The following is a 20,283-nucleotide window of genomic DNA, read 5'->3' as shown; positions in this document are numbered from 1 at the left end:
ACCCGGCGCAACCCGACCGTTACTACTGTCCGGTTGTCTTACCTTGCGTCGGTCGGGCACGCTTTAGCGGTGACGACGCATGGCGATTCCGCCACCCGTGCCGGCGCGCCCGCCGTCGCAGCCCGCACCGGAGCCACCACCGGCGCCGACCAGCCTGCGCACGCCGCGGAGGGCCTGCCCGCCGCGCTCACCGGCCTGCGGTCGGCGATCGGCGCGGCCCGCTTCCCGCTCGCCCTCCCGTCGGCCGAGCCGGCCCGGCACGCCGCCACGAGCCTCACCGACCAGCTCGACGACTACCTGCTTCCCCGGCTGGCCCGGCTCGACGCCCCGCTGCTGGTGGTGGTCGGCGGCTCCACCGGCGCGGGCAAGTCGACGCTCGTCAACAGCCTGGTCCAGGCACGGGTCAGCGCGGCCGGGGTGCTCCGCCCCACCACCCGCTCCCCGGTGCTGGTGTGCAGCCCGACCGACGCGGCCTGGTTCCGGCAGGGCGAGCTGCTGCCCGGCCTGACCCGGACCACCGAGCCGAGCGAGCAGCCGGGCACCCTGCACCTGGTCACCGCACCGGCGCTGCCGCCCGGCCTGGCCTTCCTCGACGCGCCCGACATCGACTCGGTGGTCGACGCCAACCGGGCGCTCGCCGGGCAACTGCTCGCCGCCGCCGACCTCTGGCTGTTCGTCACCACCGCCGCCCGGTACGCCGACGCCGTCCCCTGGGAGCTGCTGCGCAGCGCCCGCGCCCGGGGCACCGCAGTGGCGATGGTGCTGGACCGGGTCCCCCCGGAGGCCGCCGACGAGGTCGCCGCCCACCTGTCCGAGATGCTCGCCGAGCAGGAGCTGGGCGCCGCGCCGCTGTTCGTGCTGCCGGAGACCTGGGTGGATGGGCAGGGGCTGCTGCCGGACCGGATCACCGCCCCGCTCAGTGACTGGTTCGCCCGGCTCGCCGCCGACGCCGACGCCCGCGCCGCGGTGGTCCGGCAGACGCTCGACGGCGCGCTGGCCGCGCTGCACCCGGTGGTGGAGGCGCTCGCCGAGGCCGCCGACGAGCAGTGCACCGCGGCCGACGCGCTGGACGAACGGGTACGGGCCGCGTACCGGGGCGCCGAGCGGAGCGTCGACCAGGGGCTCCGGGACGGCCGGCTGCTGCGCGGCGAGGTGCTGGCCCGCTGGCAGGAGTTCATCGGCACCGGCGAGTTCTTCCGGGGCCTGGAGGCACGCATCGGCCGGCTGCGGGACCGGGTCGTCGCGGCGGTCACCGGGCGGCCCGCGCCCGCCGCGGAACTGCGTACCGCGATCGAGTCGCAGCTCGTCACGCTGCTGCGCGGCGTGGCCGCCGAGGCGGCGGAGAACGCGTACACCGGTTGGAAGGCGCACCCGGCCGGCGCGGCGCTGCTTGAGCCGGACCTGGCCCACGCCTCGGCCGACCTGCCGGAGCGGGCCGAGCAGCTGGTCCGCGACTGGCAGCGCGGCGTGCTGGAACTGGTCCGGGTCGAGGGCGGCGACCGGCGGTTCGTGGCCCGCACCGCGGCGTACGCGGTGAACGCCACCGGCCTCGCCGTCATGATCGGCGTGTTCGCCTCCACCGCGTTCATCCCCACCGGGCTGGAGGTCGCCGCCGGCACCGGCACGGCGGTCGCCGGGCAGACCGTGCTCCAGGCGATCTTCGGCGACCAGGCGGTGCGGAACCTGGCCCGCAAGGCCCGGATCGACCTGCTCGACCGGACCGGCAAGCTGCTGGCCGAGGAGGCCGAGCGCTTCCTGGCCCGCACCGAGGCCGAGCGCCCGGCCGACAACGCGGGAGCGGCGCTGCGCTGGGCCGCCCTGGAGGTCGAGCGGGCCCGGCACCGTAGTGGTCTGTTTCCGAGCCCCGAGCAGGACGGACGCCAGTGAGTAACGTCGTCGGACGGATGCGGGACGCGCTGCGCGGCGAGCAGCGGGTCGACCCGGACGTGCTGATCGAGCGCCTCCAGGCGATCCAGCGGTTCCTTTCCGCGGTGGACGGCGATGTGCCCGACGCTCAACTGGTCGCCGCGCACACGGTGGTCGAGCGGGCCGGTGACCGGCTCGCCCTCTCCGGCCGGCACACGGTGGTCGCGCTGGCCGGCGCGACCGGCAGCGGCAAGTCGAGCCTGTTCAACTCGCTGGCCCGGCTCGACCTCTCCCCGGTCGGGGTGCGCCGGCCGACCACCGGCGTCGCGCACGCCTGCGTGTGGGGTCCGCTGGACGGCGCGGTCCGGCTGCTCGACTGGATCGGCGTGCTGCCCCGGCACCGGTTCGTCCGGGAGAGCCCGCTGGACGCCGACGACGAGTCGACGCTGCACGGCCTCGTCCTGCTCGACCTGCCCGACTTCGACTCGGTGCAGCACGGTCACCGGCTGGAGGTCGACCGCCTGCTGGGCCTGGTCGACCTGGTGGTCTGGGTGGTCGACCCGCAGAAGTACGCCGACCGCGTGATCCACACCAGCTATCTGCGCGAGTTCCACAGGCACAAGGACGTCACGGTCGTGGTGCTCAACCAGGCCGACCGGCTGCACCCGACCGAGCTGCCCAAGGTCCTCGAGGATCTGCGCCGGCTGCTCGACGAGGACGGGCTGGGCGGGGTGCCGCTGCTGCCCACGGTAGCGGTCGACCCGAACGGGCTGAGCGGCCTGCGGGCCGAGCTGGAGCGTACGGTCGCCGAACGGCAGGCCGCCCTGCGCCGGCTCTCCGGCGACGTGGACGCCGTGGTGGCCGATCTCGAACCGCTCGTCGGGCCGGAACCGCCGAGCAGCAAACCCGGCGACGCCTCGGCGCAGGAGCTGAACCGGGCGCTGGCCGGGGCGGCCGGGGTGCCGACTGTGGCGGCGGCGGTCGAGGGGGCGTACCGGCACCGGGCCGTCAGCAACACCGGCTGGCCGCTGCTGCGGAGCTGGCGCAAGCTACGACCCGACCCGCTGCGCCGGCTGCACCTGCCCGGGCGGGACCCGGACGCGCCGGCGGACAGCCTGGTCGCGGCCACCTCCGTACCCGATCCGACAGCCGCGCAGCGCTCGGCGCTGACGCTGGCGATCCGCGCGGTGGCCGACCGGAACGGCGCCGGTCTGCCGGCGCCGTGGCCGGCCGCGGTGACCGCGGCGGCCCGGTCCCGGCAGGCCGACCTGCCGGGCGCGCTCGACCACGCGGTCGCCGCGACCGACCTGGGCATGGACCGCCGGCCGGCCTGGTGGCGGGTGGTCGGCGTGCTCCAGTGGGTGGTCACCCTGGCCGCGCTGGCCGGCCTGGTCTGGCTGCTCCTCGGGTACGCGGTGCGCCTGCTCGGCCTGCCCCCGCTGGAACACCCCACGCTCGGCGTGGTGCCGTGGCCGACGGTCCTGCTGCTCGGTGGCCTGCTGGCCGGGCTGCTGATCGCGGCGCTGACCCGGCCGGTGGTCGGGTGGGCGGCCCGCCGGGCCCGGGCGCGGGCCGAGCGACGCCTGCTCACGTCGGTGGGCAGCGTCGGCGAGAAGTACGTGCTGGACCCGGTGTGGGCGGTGCTGACCCGCTACGGCACGGCCCGGGAGGCGCTGCGCGAAGCCGTGCGGCGCTGAACCCGGCGTGCTGACCGGTGTGGGGGCGGCCCGCGCGGCGTAGGGTCGATGCATGGCCACGCCACAGACCCCCTACGACGCGGTTCTGCACGCCGCGCGCGACGTGACGAGGCTCGACTCGGCCCTGGACGCGGAGATGCTCGGCGCCGCGTTGCTGGGCAGCGTCTACGCCGTCGCGGAGCACGACCGGGAACAGGCCGTCCGCGAGTTCGTCACCGGCTTCCTCGCCGCCACGTCCCGGCGGCGCAGCGCCGCCGCGACCACACTGCGCGCCGTCTTCGCCGCCCTGGTGCCCGACGCCGAGGGCGCCGCCCGGGTCCGGCCCGGCGCGTACGCCCCGACGTGGGCCGGCCAGCTCGGCCGGGTGCACGTCACAGGCGCCTGGGCGTACGGCGACGTGTACGGCGACCAGACGTCCTACCTCGCCACGTTCGCGTACGACGACGAGGAACAGGGCGGGCCCGAGCACGCGCTGGTGGCGCTGGTCGACCACAACATCGGCATCACCAAGGACGTCTTCGTCGGCGGCCCGGCGGCCCGGATCGTGGAGCAGGCCCGGGAGATCTGCACCGAGGACGAGTTCACCTGGTTCCGTACCGAGGACCCGGCCCGGATGCACGCCGAGGTGAGCCGCCACCTGGCGGTCACCGACGACCTCGCCGAGCTGCCCGCACAGGGCTCGCTCGCCACCGACCGGGCGCTCGTGGGCGCACGGCTGGCCGCGCTGCCCGGGCCGACCCCGCCGGCCGGTCCGGCGGTCGTGCCGCCGCCCACCGACGAGGAGCGCACCCGCCTGGTACGCGCATTCCTCGACTCGCCCGAGGCGTCCCGGTTCGGCCTGCCCGAGGTCGCCGACGGCGAGCTGGCCTCACTGCACTTCTGCCTCGGCCTGCTGCTCGACCACGCGGCCAGCTTCCCGGACGCCGACCCGATGCGGTGGAGCCCGATGGTCGCCGAGCTGTTCCTGCTCGACTGGGTGCACCGCCGGGCCGTGCTGGACATGGACGACGCGGCGATGCTGCCCCGGGTGCTGCGCGCCTGGGCGGCGTACGCGGCCCGGCAGCGCGGGCTGTCGCAGTCGGCGTCCGCCCGGACGGACGAGGCGATCACCGAGATGGTCCCGGAGTTCGCGCGGCTCTACAGCACCGGTGAGCGGCGCAGCCCGGCCACCGCGGCGGTCGCCCAGCTGATGGCGGACGGCGTGGACCCGGACGACCCGGAGGCGCTCAACGCCTGGATCGAGGCGAACCGCCACCGCCTGACCGACGACCCGGCCTAGGCAGTCGCACACGCATGATCGGCACCACCTCGGCGAGGTGGCGGCATCACCCCGGCCGGAACCACACCACTACGCCGTACTGGTGTCGATCATGCGGGCGCCGGCCCTCGGTGGCCCCGCCCCTCGTTGATCCACGCCACCTCGCCGAGGTGGCTGCATCGAGCCGGCCGGAACCACACCAGCACGGCGTAACGGTGTCGATCATGCGGCCCTGGGTGCCCCGCGCGAGGGGCCTCCCCGAACCTCCTTGATCGACACCAGCACGGCGAAGTGGTGTCGATCATGCGCCTGCCGATGCCCTGACCAGCCGGACCTCGGTTGATCCACACCACCTCGGCGAGGTGGCTGCATCGGACCGGCCGGGACCACACCAGCACGGCGTAACGGTGTCGATCATGAGGCCTGCCGTCCCCCGACCACCCCACCCCGGAACGAGGGCACGCCCCCCAGACCCCTGTTGATCCACACCACCTCGGCGAGGTGGCTGCATCGGACCCGCTGGGACCACACCACCACGCCGAAGTGGTGTCGATCATGAGGTGCGGGACACCGATGGGCGGACCAGGCCGGAAGGAGCGGACGCGGCGGACGACCCGGCAGGACCCGACGGCCCAGCAGAACCGGACGGATCGGCAGGACCCGACGGATCAGCAGGACCGGACGGCTCAGCGGGACCCGACGGCCCAGCGGAACCGGACGGCTCGGCAGGACCCGACGGATCAGCGGGACCGGACGTACCCGATGGGCCGGACGGGTCGGACGAACCTGCCGAGGGCGTCGGCTCGACGGACGTGGCGGACGGCTCGGGGCTGGGGCTCGGCTCGGGCGTCGGCGTACCCGGGTCGGACGGCGGGTGCGACGGCGACGGTGAGGGCACCGGCGAGGGGTGCGGCGGGCGGACCGGGGTGGGCCGGACCGGCGTGGACGGTGGCGGCGGCGCGGCCACCGGGCGGGACCGGTGGCGGGCGGCGAGGTCGCTGTCGTCGGGCAGGCTCGGCGCGGCCGGGAGCACCGGCCGGGCCGGGGGTACGGAGGTGACGTCGGGGGTGGGCGTGGACGGCACTGCGGGCTGGGTCGCCTGGGGCGGCGGGATCACCACCGGCCCGATCGAGGGTGTCGGCAGGAACGGGGTGCTGGTGTCGGGGAGCGCGCTGTTGCCCACCGTCGCCGATCCGGTGCTGATGGCGGCGAGGATCGGCATCGACGCGGTGCCGGCGAGCAGCGCCACTGTGAGCAGGTAGCCCCGGCTGGGGGCGCCGGCGCCGGGGGCGCGGTGGGCGCCGACGACCCGGCGGTACGGGGAGGCGGGCAGCGCGCGGTGCCGGCCGAGGAAGGGTGAGCCGGGGGGACCCTCTGGTTCGGACACCGGCACACTCCTCACGCGCGAACGGGGACGGGAGAGCACGCGCGGATATTCGGACAAATGCCGCGCAACAGCTCACCGCAAGCTTGACCCAGTGACGCTCAGTTCACCAGTCGCAACCGCGTGTCGACACACATTTTGTACGTCAGCCGATCCCGCCACTGGGGACAAAGACGGCTATCCGTCATGAAGACGATGGAACCTCACCCACCAAGGAGGCCATACTGTGGGCCCGCTCACCTCCTCTGCAATCATTCAGACACGACGGCAACGCAGCCGCCACCTCCGCGTACCCCGCGGCTGGTGCGGAACGGCGCCGGCGCTCCCGGGCCTGGGTCTGTCCCCGACCGACTCCGGCTCACGCCGCGCGGCAACCCCTACCGGGGTCAGGCGCGGTCGCCAGGGACCGACCCGGCATCAGCCGGGCGGGCGCACGAGGTGCTCGGCTCGGGTAACCCCCGGCGCCGGCGCAGACAGACAGGGAGAGACGGATGGCAAAGGGCGACCCCGGGGCCGCCACCCGCAGCAAGCGGGCCGCACCCCGCACCAGGCGCGCCGCCGCGGCCGGTGAACCGGAACTCGTACAGCTGCTCACGCCGGAAGGTGAGCGCATCGAGACCGCGCTCGGCCCGGACGGGACCGAGTACCGCGTCGACTTCACCGACGAGGAGTACCGCGGGCTCTACCGCGACCTCGTGCTGGTCCGCAAGCTGGACGCCGAGGCCACCGCGCTGCAGCGCCAGGGCGAGCTGGGACTGTGGGCCAGCCTGCTGGGCCAGGAGGCGGCGCAGGTCGGCTCCGGCCGGGCGCTGCGTACGCAGGACATGGCGTTCCCGACCTACCGCGAGCACGGCGTGCTCTACTGCCGCGGCATCGACCCGATCATGCCGCTGGGCCTGTTCCGCGGCGTCGACCAGGGCGGCTGGGACCCGAACGAGTTCAAGTTCAACATGTACACGATCGTGATCGGGGCGCAGACCCTGCACGCGACCGGGTACGCCATGGGTGTCGCCATGGACGGCAAGACCGGCGGCGAGGACGGCGAGGCGGTCATCGCCTACTTCGGTGACGGCGCCACCAGCCAGGGCGACGTCAACGAGTCGTTCGTCTGGGCCAGCGTCTTCAACGCCCCGCTGGTGTTCTTCTGCCAGAACAACCAGTACGCCATCTCCGAGCCGCTGGAGCGGCAGACCCGCGTGCCGCTGTACCGGCGGGCCGGCGGGTTCGGCTTCCCCGGCGTCCGGGTGGACGGCAACGACGTGCTCGCGTCGTACGCGGTGACCCGGCACGCGCTGGACAACGCGCGCAACGGCCAGGGCCCGAGCCTGATCGAGGCGTACACCTACCGGATGGGCGCGCACACCACCTCCGACGACCCGACCCGCTACCGCATCGCCAGCGAGGTCGAGGCGTGGCAGGCGAAGGACCCGATCGCCCGGATGAAGGCGTTCCTGACCAAGCAGAAGATCGCCGACGAGTCGTTCTTCACCGCTGTCGACGAGCAGGCCCGCACCGAGTCGGTGCACCTGCGCGAGCGTGTGCTCGCCATGCCCGACCCGCAGCCGGTGAGCATGTTCGACCACGTCTACCCCAACGGCTCTCCCGAGCTGGACGAGCAGCGGGCCCGGTTCACGCAGTACATGGAGTCCTTCGAGGGGAGCGCGCACTGATGGCCACGGAGACGCTCACCCTCGGCAAGGCACTGAACACCGGCCTGCGGCGGGCCCTGGAGAACGACCCGAAGGTCGTCATCATGGGCGAGGACGTCGGCAAGCTCGGCGGCGTGTTCCGGATCACCGACGGCCTCCAGAAGGACTTCGGCGACCAGCGCGTCATCGACACCCCGCTGGCCGAGTCCGGCATCATCGGCACCGCTGTCGGCCTGGCCATCCGCGGTTTCCGGCCGGTCTGCGAGATCCAGTTCGACGGTTTCGTCTACCCCGCGTACGACCAGATCGTGTCGCAGGTGGCGAAGATGCACTACCGCTCGCAGGGCAAGGTGCGGATCCCGATGGTCATCCGCATCCCGTTCGGCGGCGGCATCGGCGCGGTCGAGCACCACTCCGAGTCGCCCGAGGCGTACTTCGCGCACACCGCCGGTCTCAAGGTGGTGAGCTGCGCGAACCCGCAGGACGCGTACGTGATGATTCAGCAGGCGATCGCGTCGGACGACCCGATCGTGTTCCTGGAGCCGAAGCGGCGCTACTGGGAGAAGGGTCCGGTGGACCTGGACGCGCCGATCGCCGACGCGTACCCCCTGCACTCGGCCCGGGTCGCGCGGCCCGGCACGGACGCGACGGTCCTGGCGTACGGCCCGATGGTGCGCACCGCGCTCGACGCGGCCACCGCCGCCGCCGAGGACGGCCGCGAGCTGGAGGTCATCGACCTGCGCACGATCTCGCCGCTGGACCTGACCGCGGCGTACGAGTCGGTGCGGCGCACCGGCCGCTGCGTGGTCGTGCACGAGGCCCCGGGCAACCTGGGTCTCGGGTCGGAGATCGCGGCCCGGATCACCGAGGAGTGCTTCTACTCCCTGGAGTCCCCGGTGCTGCGGGTGACCGGCTTCGACACCCCCTACCCGGCCGCCCGGGTGGAGGAGGAGTACCTGCCCGACCTGGACCGGGTGCTCGACGCCGTCGACCGCACGTTCGGCTGGTGAGCGGCATGTCCCGGATCAAGGAGTTCAACCTTCCCGACCTGGGCGAGGGCCTGACCGAGGGCGAGATCCTCGCCTGGCTGGTCAAGGTCGGCGACGACATCGAGCTGAACCAGCCGATCGTCGAGGTGGAGACCGCGAAGGCGGCGGTCGAGATCCCGGCGAAGTGGGCCGGCCGGGTGCAGGCGATCTTCCACCCGGAGGGGTCCACTGTCGAGGTCGGCGTGCCGATCATCGCGATCGACACCGACCCGGGCGCCGGGCCGATCGAGGAGTCGACGACCGCTACCCCCGCGTCGGACCTGCCCGCTCCGTCTGCAGCGTCGCTCGCCGCGGTCCAGGTCGCGCCCGCCGAGGGCATGGTCGAGCCGGGCCTGATCGGTGGTGTGGCCCCGGGTGGGCGTACCGCCGTGCTGGTCGGCTACGGCCCGCGCAACGCCCCGGCCAAGCGCCGCCCGCGCAAGGGTGACGCGCCGGCACCGGCTCAGGCCGCCGCCCCGGTGGCGCCCGCGCCTGTCGCGCCCGCCCCGCCCGCTCCCGCCCCGGCGGTCAACGGCAACGGCCGGGTCTCCGGTCCGGTGCTGGCCAAGCCGCCGGTCCGCAAGCTGGCGAAGGATCTCGGCATCGACCTGGCCACGCTGACCGGCTCGGGTCCACTCGGCTCGATCACCCGTGAGGACGTACAGCGGGCGGCGACCGCGACCCCGGCGGCGGCCGAGCCGCTGACGGTCACGACGCCGGCCGCGTCGGCCGCGAGCTTCGGCGCGGACCGCGAGCAGCGCATCCCGGTCAAGGGGGTACGCAAGCTCACCGCGGAGAACATGGCCCGCTCGGCGTTCACCGCCCCGCACGTGACGGAGTTCCTGACCGTCGACGTGACCCGGGCGATGAAGGCGCTGGACCGGCTGCGCGACCGGCGGGAGTGGCGCGACGTGCGGGTCTCGCCGCTGCTGCTGGTCGCCAAGGCGGTGCTGCTGGCGGTCAAGCGGCACCCGATGGTCAACTCGACCTGGGCCGGCGACGAGATCGTGGTGAAGGAGTACGTCAACCTCGGCATCGCGGCGGCCACCGAGCGCGGCCTGATCGTGCCGAACATCAAGGACGCCGGGCGGCTCTCGCTGCGCGAGCTGGCGGACGCGATGACGGACCTGGTGCAGACCGCGAAGTCGGGGAGGACGTCCCCGGCGGACATGTCCGGCGGCACGTTCACCATCACCAACGTCGGCGTCTTCGGCGTCGACACCGGTACGCCGATCCTGCCCCCGGGCGAGTCGGCGATCCTCGCCTTCGGCGCGGTACGGGAGCAGCCGTGGGTGCACAAGGGCAAGGTGAAGCCGCGCCTGGTGACCACGCTCGGCCTCTCCTTCGACCACCGCATCATCGACGGTGAGCTGGGCTCGAAGTTCCTCCGCGACATCGGGGACTTCCTGGCCGACCCGGAGGCGGCGCTGCTCGCCTGGACCTGACGCACCACCGCTCCGGTCACGGCCGGTGTGCCACGGGTGAACGCCCGGCACACCGGCCGTAACCGTTTCGGGAACAGAATCATAGGATCTGAGGGCAGGCTGACCTACGATCCTTAGGTACGTGGTTCAGCTCACCTAATAATCGATGGCGATGGGCGGCCTGGTGCGCTTAAATAGAGACATCAAGGGGCTGACAACCGAATAGCCAGGAGGAGAGACCCAAGATGAGCATGATCGAGCGAATCCGCACCCGCCGCGACGCCAACCGCCGCGCCCGCGCCATCGAGCACGCGCTGCGTTCCGCGAACTCGCCCGCGGTCCGCGAGGAGCTTCTCGCCATCGCCCAGCGTCACATGAGCTGACGCCACAGACCTTTCTCACCTCCTCCAGTCCGAAGACCCGCCCGACACCGGGCGGGTCTTCGGCGTATCGGCATCGGTCGGCACCGGGATTCCACCTCGCCGCACCGCCCGGTACGGTTGGCACGGTCGCCAACCGGTGGTTCCGGGCCGACGCGGGCAAGTGAAACCCATCGACGTCGTCCGGTGACTTTCGGTGACGGCCGATGCTCCCCCGGGCGGCTCCGGGCAACCACCGGATACGGTGCGGGGAGCCCGCACGGCCGGTACCCGCCGGCGACGCCGGCAGCCATGCCGACGGTTCCCCGGACCGGCATCGGCGGCCGACCTGTGATGGAGGAGGCGCACCCATGACGTCCGAGGCTCCGCACCGCCCCGGCCAGGAGCCGGGCGAGGTGTCGCCGGGCACCGGCGGACCGGTGCCGTACGGCGATCAGCCGGCGCAGCAGGACAACGGGTACAACGGAGCGCCCGACCTCGGCTGGGCGCCGCCCCCGCCGGCCGGTCGGCCCGCGCAGCCGGCCCCGGCCTGGGCCGCTAACGACGAACAGCCCCCCGCCTGGGCCCCGCCCGCGGGCCAGCCGGTGACCGGCCGGGCCACCGCCCAGGTCCCACCGCCCGCCGACCGTGGGCAGCAGCCCGCCTGGGGCGGCACCGACCAGGGCGCCCCCGCCTGGGCCGGTCCCGCCCAGGGCAGTCCCGTGTGGGGCGCTCAGGAGCAGCCCGGCCCGGACCGCGCCGCCGACCCGGCGCCGCCCGCGTGGGCCGCCACGCCGCCGGGCAGCCCGGTCGAGCCGACGGCGCCGGCCTGGGCCGCCGAGCAGAACCGCCAGGGGTGGGGCTCCGGTGAGCAGCCGGCCCGGTCGCCGTCCGGCGACCCGGCCGCCCGCAGCACCGGTTACGTCCCCGCCCCGGCCACCGTGCCGAACGAGACCTCGGTCACGCCCGCCCCGCCGGACGACCCGCACCGCTCCGGCGGCTTCGCGCCCACCGGCGGGCAGCACGACGACGCTCCGGGACACGCCGGTGGCTGGTCCCCCGCCGCGCCGCCGGAGGATCCGAACCGCTCCGGCGGCTGGAACCCGCGTGACGAGCAGCCCGCCGCGGCCGACGACCCCGGCCGCTCCGGCGGCTGGACGCCGCGTGAGAGCCAGCCGGCTTGGGCGCCCCCGGGTCAGCAGACCGGCGCCACCTGGCCGCCGGCCGACCCGCCCGCCCGTGCCGCCGCCGCGGTCTCCGTGCCCGGCGTCACCCGGCCGGACAACGCGTGGTCCACTCCGGAGCAGTCCGATCAGGACAACCGCTCCGCCGCTGGCGAGGACGACTCCCACCGCTCGGGCGGCTGGCGTCCGACCGGTGGACAGCACGACGGCGGATGGCCCGCCCCGCAGGCCGAGAACCGGCCGGGGGGCTGGGACGAGCCCGCCCGCCCCGACGACCCGGACCGCTCCGGCGGCTGGGCCGCGGGCCGCGCCGCCGGCCCCGCCGAGGTGGCACAGCCGGGCGGCTGGGGTGAGCCGGACCAGGGCCGGCAGCCCGGTGGCTGGGGCGCCCCCGCCGTACCGCAGCAGCGTGACTCCGAGGAGCAGGCCGGCGCCTGGAGCGGTGCCGCGTCCGTGCCGCAGCAGCAGGAGAGCGGCCGGTCGGCCGAGGAGCCGGCACAGCCCAGTTGGGGTGCCGCCGCACCGGTCGATACTCCGGCGGCCCGCGCGAGCGTCTCCGTACCGGCGCCCGACGCCGGCTGGGGCGGCAACCAGAACGACCGCCCGGCCGTACCGGCCGCCGAGCCGTGGTCGCCCGCCGAGGCGTGGGGCCGCTCCGAGGACTCCGCCCCGGCGTACCAGCCCGCTCCCGCGCCGGGCATCTCGCCCGGCAACGCGGTGCCGCTGCCGGCGCAGCAGCAGCGCGTGCCCGGAGCCGCGCTCGCCGCGTCGCCGCCCGCCGACCAGCCGCCCGCGCCGGCCGAACCCCAGGGGTACGAGCCGGAACGCGGTGACGGCGCGTGGGGCGAGTCGCAGTCGGCCTCCGTGCCCGGCCCGCGTACCTCCCCGGAGGGCGGCCCGGTCTCGGCCAGCGCGTCGGTCCCGGTGACCAGCCGGGTCACCCCGCCGTCCGACCAGCCCCTGCCGACCGGCACCCCGGCGCCGCAGCCCCGGGTGTACGGCCGGCCCGCCCGCCCGGAGCCCGAGGACACGCCCGAGCAGGACGGTCACGGCTTCCCCGAGCAGGACGGGCCCTCCGGATTCGGCCCGGACAACGGCTTCCCCGGCCCGCAGTCCCGGACCGAGGACGCCGACGGGCCGCACGGGTACGCCGCCGTGCCGCCGTCCTCGCCGGCCGCGCCGCCGCCGTTCCCGGCCGGTGTGCCGTCCTTCATGGACCCGCCCGCCAACACCCGCCCCGCCAACGGGGTGCACCCGGGCGGCGAGCAGCCCGGCGCGGTCCGGGACCCGTTCGACGGCCCGCAGAGCCCCTACGGCACCCCGGGTGGCAGCCAGGACCCGTTCGGCCCGCCCGGCGGCCATCAGGACCCGTTCGGTGGCCCTCAGGGCGGCCGCCAGGATGCGTTCGGCAGCCCGGCCGGCCGGCCCGAGCCGTTCGGCGGCCAGCCGGACCAGTTCGGCCCGCCGGCCGGTGGGCGCGCCTCCGTCGCGGTGCCCGGCCAGGGCCGGCCGGGCGAGACGAGCCCCTTCCCGGCACAGCAGGCCCCGCCGGCCTGGTCGCAGGACGCGCCGTCCGGTGAGCCGGAGCAGGGCCGGTTCGACGCGTTCAAGCCGGACGCCGCCGAGCCGCAGACCGAGGCGCCCCCGCCGAAGGTACGCAACGGACGGGTGCTCGCCGCCGTACTGATCGCGGCGGTGCTCATCCTCGCCGTACCGCTCGGTCTGCTCACGCTGCTCGGCAAGGTCGGCGACGACAAGCCGGCGGGCTTCGACCCGGCGGTCGGTTCCTGCGTCAAGCAGTCCGGCGAGACCGCCGTTCCCGCCGACTGCGGTGAGCAGGGCGCGTTCAGCGTGGTGTCGAAGGTGGACAACAAGGACAAGTGCGCCGATCTGACGCAGCCCACCGTCTCCGTCGAGAACGGCGGGACCACCCGGGTGCTCTGCCTGAAGCCGGCCGGCCAGTAACCACACGCACGCGGAGCGTCCACCCCTCACCGGGTGGGCGCTCCGCGCCGTTCCGGTGTGCCTCTGTTCACCCCGGGTTCGCCGCGAGCGCACCCGGCCGGTGCGGCACGATGGGGGCATGAGCGCGCGCGTACGGGCACCGGAACTGCGGGGTCGGGCCTGGCTGAACACCGGCGGCAAGGCCGTCACGCTGGCCGACCTGCGCGGCAAGATCGTCTTGTTGGACTTTTGGACCTTCTGCTGCATCAACTGCCTGCACGTGCTGGACGAACTGCGCCCGCTCGAAGAGAAGTACGGCGACGTCCTGGTCGTGATCGGGGTGCACTCGCCGAAGTTCGAGCACGAGAAGGACCCGGCGGCGCTGGCCGCGGCCGTCGAGCGGTACGGCGTGCACCACCCGGTGCTCGACGACGCCGACATGGACATGTGGCAGCAGTACGCGGCCAAGGCGTGGCCGACCCTGGCCGTGGTCGACCCCGAGGGGTACGTGGTCGCCACCATGGCCGGCGAGGGGCACGCCGAAGGGCTGGCGCGGCTGATCGACGAGTTGATCGCCACCCATGAGGCGAAGTGCACGCTGCACCGGGGCGAGGGCCCGTACGTGCCGCCGGCCGAGCCGGACACCGTGCTGCGGTTCCCCGGCAAGGCGCTGCCGCTCGACGGCGGGAACCTGCTGGTCAGCGACTCGGCCCGGCACTCACTGGTCGAGCTGGCCGCCGACGGCGAGACGGTGGCGCGCCGCATCGGCGCCGGTTCCCGGGGCCGTACGGACGGCCCGGCCTCCGCCGCCACGTTCGCCGAGCCGCAGGGGCTCTGCCTGCTGCCGCCGCACGTGGCCGAGGTCGCCGGTTACGACGTGGTCGTCGCGGACACCGTCAACCACCTGCTGCGCGGCGTACGGCTGTCGTCCGGCGAGGTGGTCACGATCGCGGGCACCGGGCGGCAGTGGCGCTCGACCGTCGACGACCACGCGCACGACGCCCGCGCCGTCGACCTGTCGTCCCCGTGGGACGTGGCCTGGTACGGCGATCGGGTGATCGTCGCCATGGCCGGCATCCACCAGCTCTGGTGGTTCGACCCGATCAAGCGGACCGCCGGCATGTACGCCGGGACCACAGTCGAGGCGCTGCGCGACGGCCCGCTGCCGGACGTGTGGATGGCCCAGCCGTCCGGGTTGTCCGTCTCCGTCGACGGGACACGGCTCTGGGTGGCCGACAGCGAGACCAGCGCGATCCGGTGGGTCGAAGGCGGCGTGATGCACACCGCAGTCGGTCAGGGCCTGTTCGACTTCGGGCACGTCGACGGCCCGGCCGACCAGGCGTTGCTCCAGCACCCGCTGGGCGTGTGCGCGCTGCCCGACGGTTCGGTGCTGATCGCCGACACGTACAACGGGGCGGTGCGCCGCTTCGACCCGGAGACCGGCCAGGTGGGCACCGTGGCGGACGGGCTGGCCGAGCCGAGCGACCTGGTGCTGACCGGCGAGGGCGACGTGCTCGTGGTCGAGTCGGCCGCGCACCGCCTGACCCGGCTGGCGCCGGGCGCGCTGACGTCGGCCGGGGCGAACACGGTGGACGGCCCCCGGCACCGGCTGGAGCGCAAGCCGACCGACGTGGCGGCCGGGGAGCTGACCTTGGACGTGATCTTCACGCCGGCGCCGGGGCAGAAGCTCGACGAGACGTACGGGCCGTCGACCCGGCTGGTGGTCTCGGCGTCCCCGCCGGAGTTGCTGGTCGAGGGCGCGGGCACCACCACCGACCTGTCCCGCAAGCTGGTGGTCAGCGGCGACGTGACGCAGGGGGTGCTGCAGGTGACCGCCCAGGCGGCGACCTGCGACGCCGACGTGGAGCACGCGGCCTGTCACCTGACGCGGCAGGACTGGGGCGTGCCGGTCCGGGTGGTCACCGGCGGCGCGACCCGCGTGCCGCTGGTGCTGCGTGGCATGGACGCCTGACAGCGCGTGTTAAGAAGGGGCCCTTCCTCTACCGGAGGCGTTAAGAAGGGGCCCTTCCTTTCACGCGAACGGAGTGAGCGTGACCCCCGCGTCGATGAGCGCGGCGCGGACCAGCTCCGCGCACCGCACCGCGCCGGGCGTGTCCCCGTGCAGGCAGATCGACTCGACCGGGCAGGCGATCACCGTCCCGTCGACGGCGACGAGCGTCTGCTCGACGGCCATCCGTACCGCCCGGACGGCCACCTGCTCCGGGTCGGTCACCAGCGCGTCGGGGGAGCTGCGCGGCACCAGCGTGCCGTTCGGGAGGTAGTTGCGGTCGGCGAACCCCTCGGCCACCACCCGCAGGCCGGCGCCGGTGGCGAGCTGCGCGAGCACGCTGCCGGGCTGGCAGAGCACCGGTAGCTCGTGGTCGTACCCGCTGATCGCGGCCACCAGCGCGGCGGCCTGGGCCTCGTCGCGGGCCGCCGCGTGGTAGAGCGCGCCGTGCGGTTTGAGGTAGCGGACCCGGGTGCGGTACAGCCGGCAGAAGGCGTCGAGCGCGCCGAGCTGGTAGATCGTCTCGTCGCGCAGCTCGGCGAAGTCGTACGCGATGTGCCGCCGACCGAAGCCGGCGAGGTCCCGGTAGCCGACCTGCGCGCCGACCGCGACGCCGCGTTCGGCGGCGGCGGCGCAGACCTGGTGCATGGTGGCCGCGTCGCCGGCGTGGAAGCCGCAGGCGACGTTCGCGGAGCTGATCAGGTCGAGCAGCGCGTGGTCGTCGCCGAGCCGCCAGCTTCCGAATCCCTCGCCCAGGTCAGCGTTGAGGTCCATGGAACGTCACCGTAGTGCCTGGCCGAGCCTGGGCGAGCGCTGTCACGTCGTCCACCACTCCGACGACCGGGTAACCGCCGGTGGTGGGGTGGTCGGCCAGGAAGACCAGCGGCTGGCCGTCCGGCGGGACCTGCACCGCGCCGAGCACCAGGCCCTCGCTGGGCAGTTCGCCGGCGACCGCGCGGGGCAGCGCCGCGCCGGCCAGCCGCGCGCCGACCCGGTTGCTGTCCGGGCTCACCGTGTACGCGGTGCCGCACAGCAGGTCCAGCGCCTGCGGGGTGAACCAGTCCTGCCGGGGGCCGGGGCGCACGGTCAGTCGCAGCGCGTCCGGGACCGGCGGCGGGACGGCGAGGTCGACCGGGGGCGGCGGCCGGTCCGGGGTGCCGAGCGGCAGCCGGTCTCCGTCGCGCAGCGGAGGCGGCCCGAGCCCGGAGAGCGTGTCGGTGGATCGGCTGCCGAGCACCGGTTCGACGGTGATTCCGCCGCTGACCGCCAGCCAGGTGCGTACGCCGGCCCGGGCCGGTCCGACGCGCAGCACCGCGCCCGCCGGTAGTGCGAGCGGCAGTCCCACGTCCCCCGGCCGGGTGTCCCCGGCCGGCCACTCGACGGCCACGTCGGCCGGGGCGCCGGTGAGCGCGAGCGCGACGGCCCGGGTGAAGCGCAGCACGCAGCCGGTCATGGTGATCTCCAGCCCGGCGGCGTGCTCGTGGTTGCCGACGAGGCGGTTGGCCAGGCGCAGGGCGGCCGGGTCGAGCGCGCCGGAGCGGGGTACGCCGAGGTGCGCCCACCCCGGTCGGCCCTGGTCCTGCACGGTGGTGAGCGCCCCGGCCCGCAGTACCTCGATCACGGCGTGTCGACCAGCCGGACCCGGGTGCCGGGGGTGAGCCGGGCCGGCGGGTCGGCGCGCACGTCGAACAGCGGCAGGTCGGTCCGGCCGACCAGCAGCCAGCCGCCGGGTGACGCGGCGGGGTAGATGCCCGCGTACGGGCCGGCGAGCGCGACCGAGCCGGCCGGCACCCGGGTACGCGGTGTGGCGAGCCGGGGCACTGCCAGCTCGGGCGGCAGCCCGGTCAGGTACGCGAACCCGGGCGCGAATCCGCAGAACGCGACCCGGAACTCGGTACGCCGCAGCCGGTCGATCACGGCGGGCACGTCGGTGTCCCAGTGGGCGGCGACGCGCGGCAGGTCCTCGCCGTCGTACACGACTGGCACCCGGACCTCGGCGGTGGTCGCGCCGGGGCCGCCGGTCCGGGGCCGCCAGCCGGCGATCCGGTCGGCGGCGGCAGACGGGTCCGGTACGCCGTCGAGCAGTACGGTGACCGCGCCCGGGACGATCTCGGTGGCGGTCAGCTCGCCGTTCGCGCGCCGGTGCCACAGTTCGGCCCGCCATGCCTCGACCTGCTCGGGGTCGTCGCAGTCGAGCAGCAGGGCGTGGGTCCCGACCGGCCGGATCCGCATCCCGGTCATCCTCCCGTCGGCTGACGTGACGGTCCACACTACTTGCAAGTAACCTACGCTGTCGTAACCTGTTGACGTGACCACATCCGCACCGTTCCGGCTCCGGCCGGCCGACATCGGGAAGCCGCGCATGCGCGGCTGGCTGCACGCATACGCGTTCTTCGCCGCTCTCGTCTGCGGCATCGTGCTCTGTTCGATCGCCGCCGGCCGTCCCGGCTGGGCGCCGCTGGTGAGCTGCCTGATCTACAGCTTCACCGTGTGCGGGCTGTTCGGCACCAGCGCGCTCTACCACCGGCGGGTCTGGTCCGAACGCGGCTACCAGATCATGCGCCGGATGGACCACTCGATGATCTTCGTGTTCATCGCCGGCACCTACACGCCGTTCTGCGCGCTGCTGCTGGACACCCGGCAGGCCACGATCATGCTGAGCCTGGTCTGGGGCGGCGCGATCGCGGGCGTGGCGGTGAAGCTGATCTGGCCGCACGCGCCGCGCTGGGTCTCCGCCCCGCTCTATCTCGCGCTCGGCTGGGTAGCGGTGGCCATGCTGCCGCAGATCCTGCACTCCGGCGGCGTCACCGCGCTGGTGCTGCTGGCGGTGGGCGGCGCGATCTACAGCGTGGGCGCGGTGTTCTACGCGCTGCGCCGCCCGAACCCGTGGCCCACGGTCTTCGGCCACCACGAGTTCTTCCACGCCTGCACGCTCGTCGCGGCGATCTGCCACCACATCGCGATCTACTTCGCCCTGTTCGCCTGAGCCGAGCCGGCCCCGGACACGCGCGAGGGCCCCGCGCCGTTGCGGGGCCCTCGGGTTCGGGGGTACGGGATCAGGCCGGGTAACCCGAGCCCGGACCACGCACCTCGCGGTACTCCTCGCGTACGACGCGGTCCTCCCGCACCGGTGCGACCGGCTCGGCGACGACCCGCTCACGCACCGGCGCCGCCACGACCCGGCGGCGGCTGTTCCAGAAGTAGAGCGTGGTGAGCAGGCCGGCGACGCCGGCGAGCATGAGCACCCAGCCCACCACGTTGAGGTTCAGCCATCCCAGATTGGCGTCGACGGCGAACGCGAAGATCGCGCCGAGCGCGATGAGAAAGATGCTGGCACCGATGCCCATGACGTCGCCTCCTTGGCGTCCTGCTGGCGTTTCCTGCCCGCCGCGGCCATGGATGAGGTAGCGGCACACATCGACATACCCAGGCGCTTTGATCGTCAATCAGGCAAGCTGGGCGGTATGACGGACGGCAGGAACGGGCAGCGGACGCTGGTGCTGCTGCGGCACGCCAAGGCCGAGCCGTCCGGGGACCTCCCGGACGTGGAGCGGTCACTCACCGCGCGGGGGCACGCCGACGCGGCCACCGCCGGGGCCTGGCTGGCCCGGCACGGGCTGCTCCCCGACGTGGTGCTCTGCTCGCCCGCCCGGCGTACCCGGCAGACCTGGCACGACGCGGCGATGGGCATGAGCGGTTCGCCGACGGAGAGCGGTCCGGCGGGCTCGGCGCCCGCGGTGCGGTACGAGGCGAGCGCGTACGACGCGCTTCCGGATCAGCTGCTGGAGCTGCTGTGGACCGTCGAGCCGACCGCCGGCACCGTGCTCCTGGTCGCCCACAATCCGGGGATCTCACTGTTGTCGGCGCTGCTCGACCCGCAGCGGGCCGACCCGGACGGGCTGCGGACCAGTGACCTTGTGGTGCACCGGCCGACGACCCGCTGGGCCGACCTCGGGCCGGGAACCGCGCCGATCACCGGCCGCCACACCGCCCGCGCCTGATGCTCACCCGACGCGGGTGTCGTACGCGGCCCGGTTGGCGAGCACGTCGTCCATGTGCGCCTCCGCCCAGGACTTCAGGCCGCGGATCATCTCGTGCAGGGAGAAACCGAGGTCGGTCATCTCGTAGGTGACCGTCACCGGCACTGTCGGCTCGACGGTGCGGGTGATCAGACCGTCGCGCTCCAGGGCGCGCAGCGTCTGGGTGAGCATCTTCTGGCTGACCCCGGGCAGCGTGCGGAACAGCTCGGAGTATCGCCTCGGTCGTGGGTCGCCCGCGCAGTCCGCCCCGAACCGGTGCGAGCCGTCGCTGCGCAGCGCGGCCAGCACGAGTGCGACCCACTTGTCGGTGATCCGGTCGAGCAGTTGCCGGCTGGGGCACCCGGCCAGGAACGCGTCGTACTCGGCCTTGCTCATCTTCTGCTCCTGCCGCCCGGTGAGCTACGCACTTTCAGGTGCCTACTTCCCACGAGAAAGTAACACC

The 20,283-nt window shown here is 74.3% G+C and carries 17 protein-coding genes; 12 read left to right on the top strand and 5 right to left on the bottom strand.

Translation table 11 applies throughout. The features are described 5' to 3' along the window. Positions 1 to 69 precede the first annotated feature (69 nt). The 10 genes from KBX43_RS18405 (at position 70) to KBX43_RS18360 (ending at position 15,765) form a co-directional block, all read left to right on the top strand. The gene (locus KBX43_RS18405) at positions 70 to 1,887 is read left to right on the top strand and encodes an ABC transporter (protein ID WP_064447964.1); all 1,818 of its coding nucleotides are present in this window, start codon (positions 70 to 72) and stop codon (positions 1,885 to 1,887) included. A gap of 17 nt (positions 1,888 to 1,904) precedes the next feature. After that, positions 1,905 to 3,563 (top strand): GTPase, encoded by a 1,659-nt coding sequence (locus KBX43_RS18400; RefSeq protein WP_166457394.1) that lies wholly within the window; start codon positions 1,905 to 1,907, stop codon positions 3,561 to 3,563. A gap of 52 nt (positions 3,564 to 3,615) precedes the next feature. After that, positions 3,616 to 4,842: a hypothetical protein gene (locus KBX43_RS18395; RefSeq protein WP_043327586.1), complete on the top strand. Its 1,227-nt coding sequence runs from the start codon at positions 3,616 to 3,618 to the stop codon at positions 4,840 to 4,842. A gap of 791 nt (positions 4,843 to 5,633) precedes the next feature. After that, positions 5,634 to 6,083: a hypothetical protein gene (locus tag KBX43_RS18390; RefSeq protein ID WP_247677510.1), complete on the top strand. Its 450-nt coding sequence runs from the start codon at positions 5,634 to 5,636 to the stop codon at positions 6,081 to 6,083. A gap of 613 nt (positions 6,084 to 6,696) precedes the next feature. Further along, positions 6,697 to 7,875, top strand: a complete 1,179-nt coding sequence (pdhA, locus tag KBX43_RS18385; protein WP_187694576.1) for a pyruvate dehydrogenase (acetyl-transferring) E1 component subunit alpha — start codon at positions 6,697 to 6,699, stop codon at positions 7,873 to 7,875. Further along, positions 7,875 to 8,864 carry an alpha-ketoacid dehydrogenase subunit beta gene (locus KBX43_RS18380; RefSeq protein WP_030269708.1) on the top strand — a complete coding sequence of 330 codons (990 nt, stop codon included), beginning with the start codon at positions 7,875 to 7,877 and terminating at the stop codon, positions 8,862 to 8,864. The genes pdhA and KBX43_RS18380 overlap by 1 nt, the downstream gene beginning before the upstream one ends. Positions 8,865 to 8,869: 5 nt before the next feature. Continuing rightward, positions 8,870 to 10,327, top strand: a complete 1,458-nt coding sequence (locus KBX43_RS18375; protein ID WP_043330772.1) for a dihydrolipoamide acetyltransferase family protein — start codon at positions 8,870 to 8,872, stop codon at positions 10,325 to 10,327. A 224-nt stretch (positions 10,328 to 10,551) separates the two neighbouring features. Next, on the top strand, positions 10,552 to 10,689 hold the full coding sequence (locus tag KBX43_RS18370) for a hypothetical protein (RefSeq protein ID WP_013283356.1): 138 nt from the start codon (positions 10,552 to 10,554) through the stop codon (positions 10,687 to 10,689). Between the two features lie 347 nt (positions 10,690 to 11,036). Further along, positions 11,037 to 13,814 (top strand): hypothetical protein, encoded by a 2,778-nt coding sequence (locus tag KBX43_RS18365; protein ID WP_210885896.1) that lies wholly within the window; start codon positions 11,037 to 11,039, stop codon positions 13,812 to 13,814. Positions 13,815 to 13,932: 118 nt separating this feature from the next. Continuing rightward, positions 13,933 to 15,765 (top strand): NHL domain-containing thioredoxin family protein, encoded by a 1,833-nt coding sequence (locus KBX43_RS18360; RefSeq protein WP_210885894.1) that lies wholly within the window; start codon positions 13,933 to 13,935, stop codon positions 15,763 to 15,765. Between the two features lie 60 nt (positions 15,766 to 15,825). On the opposite strand, the gene KBX43_RS18355 is transcribed toward KBX43_RS18360, so the two are convergent. Genes KBX43_RS18355 through KBX43_RS18345 form a run of 3 tightly spaced genes read right to left on the bottom strand, consistent with a single transcriptional unit; the run spans position 15,826 to position 18,033 of the window. Continuing rightward, on the bottom strand, positions 15,826 to 16,575 hold the full coding sequence (locus tag KBX43_RS18355; protein ID WP_043327589.1) for a LamB/YcsF family protein: 750 nt from the start codon (positions 16,573 to 16,575) through the stop codon (positions 15,826 to 15,828). Continuing rightward, entirely contained in the window at positions 16,559 to 17,422 is an 864-nt protein-coding gene (locus tag KBX43_RS18350) for a biotin-dependent carboxyltransferase family protein (RefSeq protein ID WP_210885891.1), read from the bottom strand. The genes KBX43_RS18355 and KBX43_RS18350 overlap by 17 nt, the downstream gene beginning before the upstream one ends. Next, positions 17,419 to 18,033, bottom strand: a complete 615-nt coding sequence (locus tag KBX43_RS18345) for an allophanate hydrolase subunit 1 (RefSeq protein ID WP_210885875.1) — start codon at positions 18,031 to 18,033, stop codon at positions 17,419 to 17,421. The genes KBX43_RS18350 and KBX43_RS18345 overlap by 4 nt, the downstream gene beginning before the upstream one ends. Before the next feature lie 76 nt (positions 18,034 to 18,109). Here KBX43_RS18345 and KBX43_RS18340 point away from each other — a divergent pair, with 76 nt between their 5' ends. Further along, positions 18,110 to 18,787, top strand: coding sequence for a hemolysin III family protein (locus tag KBX43_RS18340; protein WP_030500524.1), 678 nt, complete (start codon positions 18,110 to 18,112; stop codon positions 18,785 to 18,787). Between the two features lie 70 nt (positions 18,788 to 18,857). Here the strand turns inward: KBX43_RS18340 and KBX43_RS18335 are convergent, their stop codons facing one another. Further along, positions 18,858 to 19,148 (bottom strand): DUF6458 family protein, encoded by a 291-nt coding sequence (locus KBX43_RS18335; RefSeq protein WP_030500523.1) that lies wholly within the window; start codon positions 19,146 to 19,148, stop codon positions 18,858 to 18,860. A gap of 117 nt (positions 19,149 to 19,265) precedes the next feature. Here KBX43_RS18335 and KBX43_RS18330 point away from each other — a divergent pair, with 117 nt between their 5' ends. Continuing rightward, entirely contained in the window at positions 19,266 to 19,802 is a 537-nt protein-coding gene (locus KBX43_RS18330) for a histidine phosphatase family protein (protein WP_043327592.1), read from the top strand. 3 nt (positions 19,803 to 19,805) lie between these two features. Here the strand turns inward: KBX43_RS18330 and KBX43_RS18325 are convergent, their stop codons facing one another. Beyond that, a complete protein-coding gene (locus KBX43_RS18325; protein WP_043327593.1) occupies positions 19,806 to 20,216 on the bottom strand; it encodes a helix-turn-helix domain-containing protein in 411 nt (136 codons plus the stop codon). Between the last annotated feature and the right edge of the window lie 67 nt (positions 20,217 to 20,283).

Source organism: Micromonospora sp. C41, assembly GCF_018070485.1.
GTDB classification, from domain to species: Bacteria; Actinomycetota; Actinomycetes; order Mycobacteriales; family Micromonosporaceae; genus Micromonospora; species Micromonospora chalcea.
This window is presented reverse-complemented; position numbering and strand designations above follow the sequence as displayed.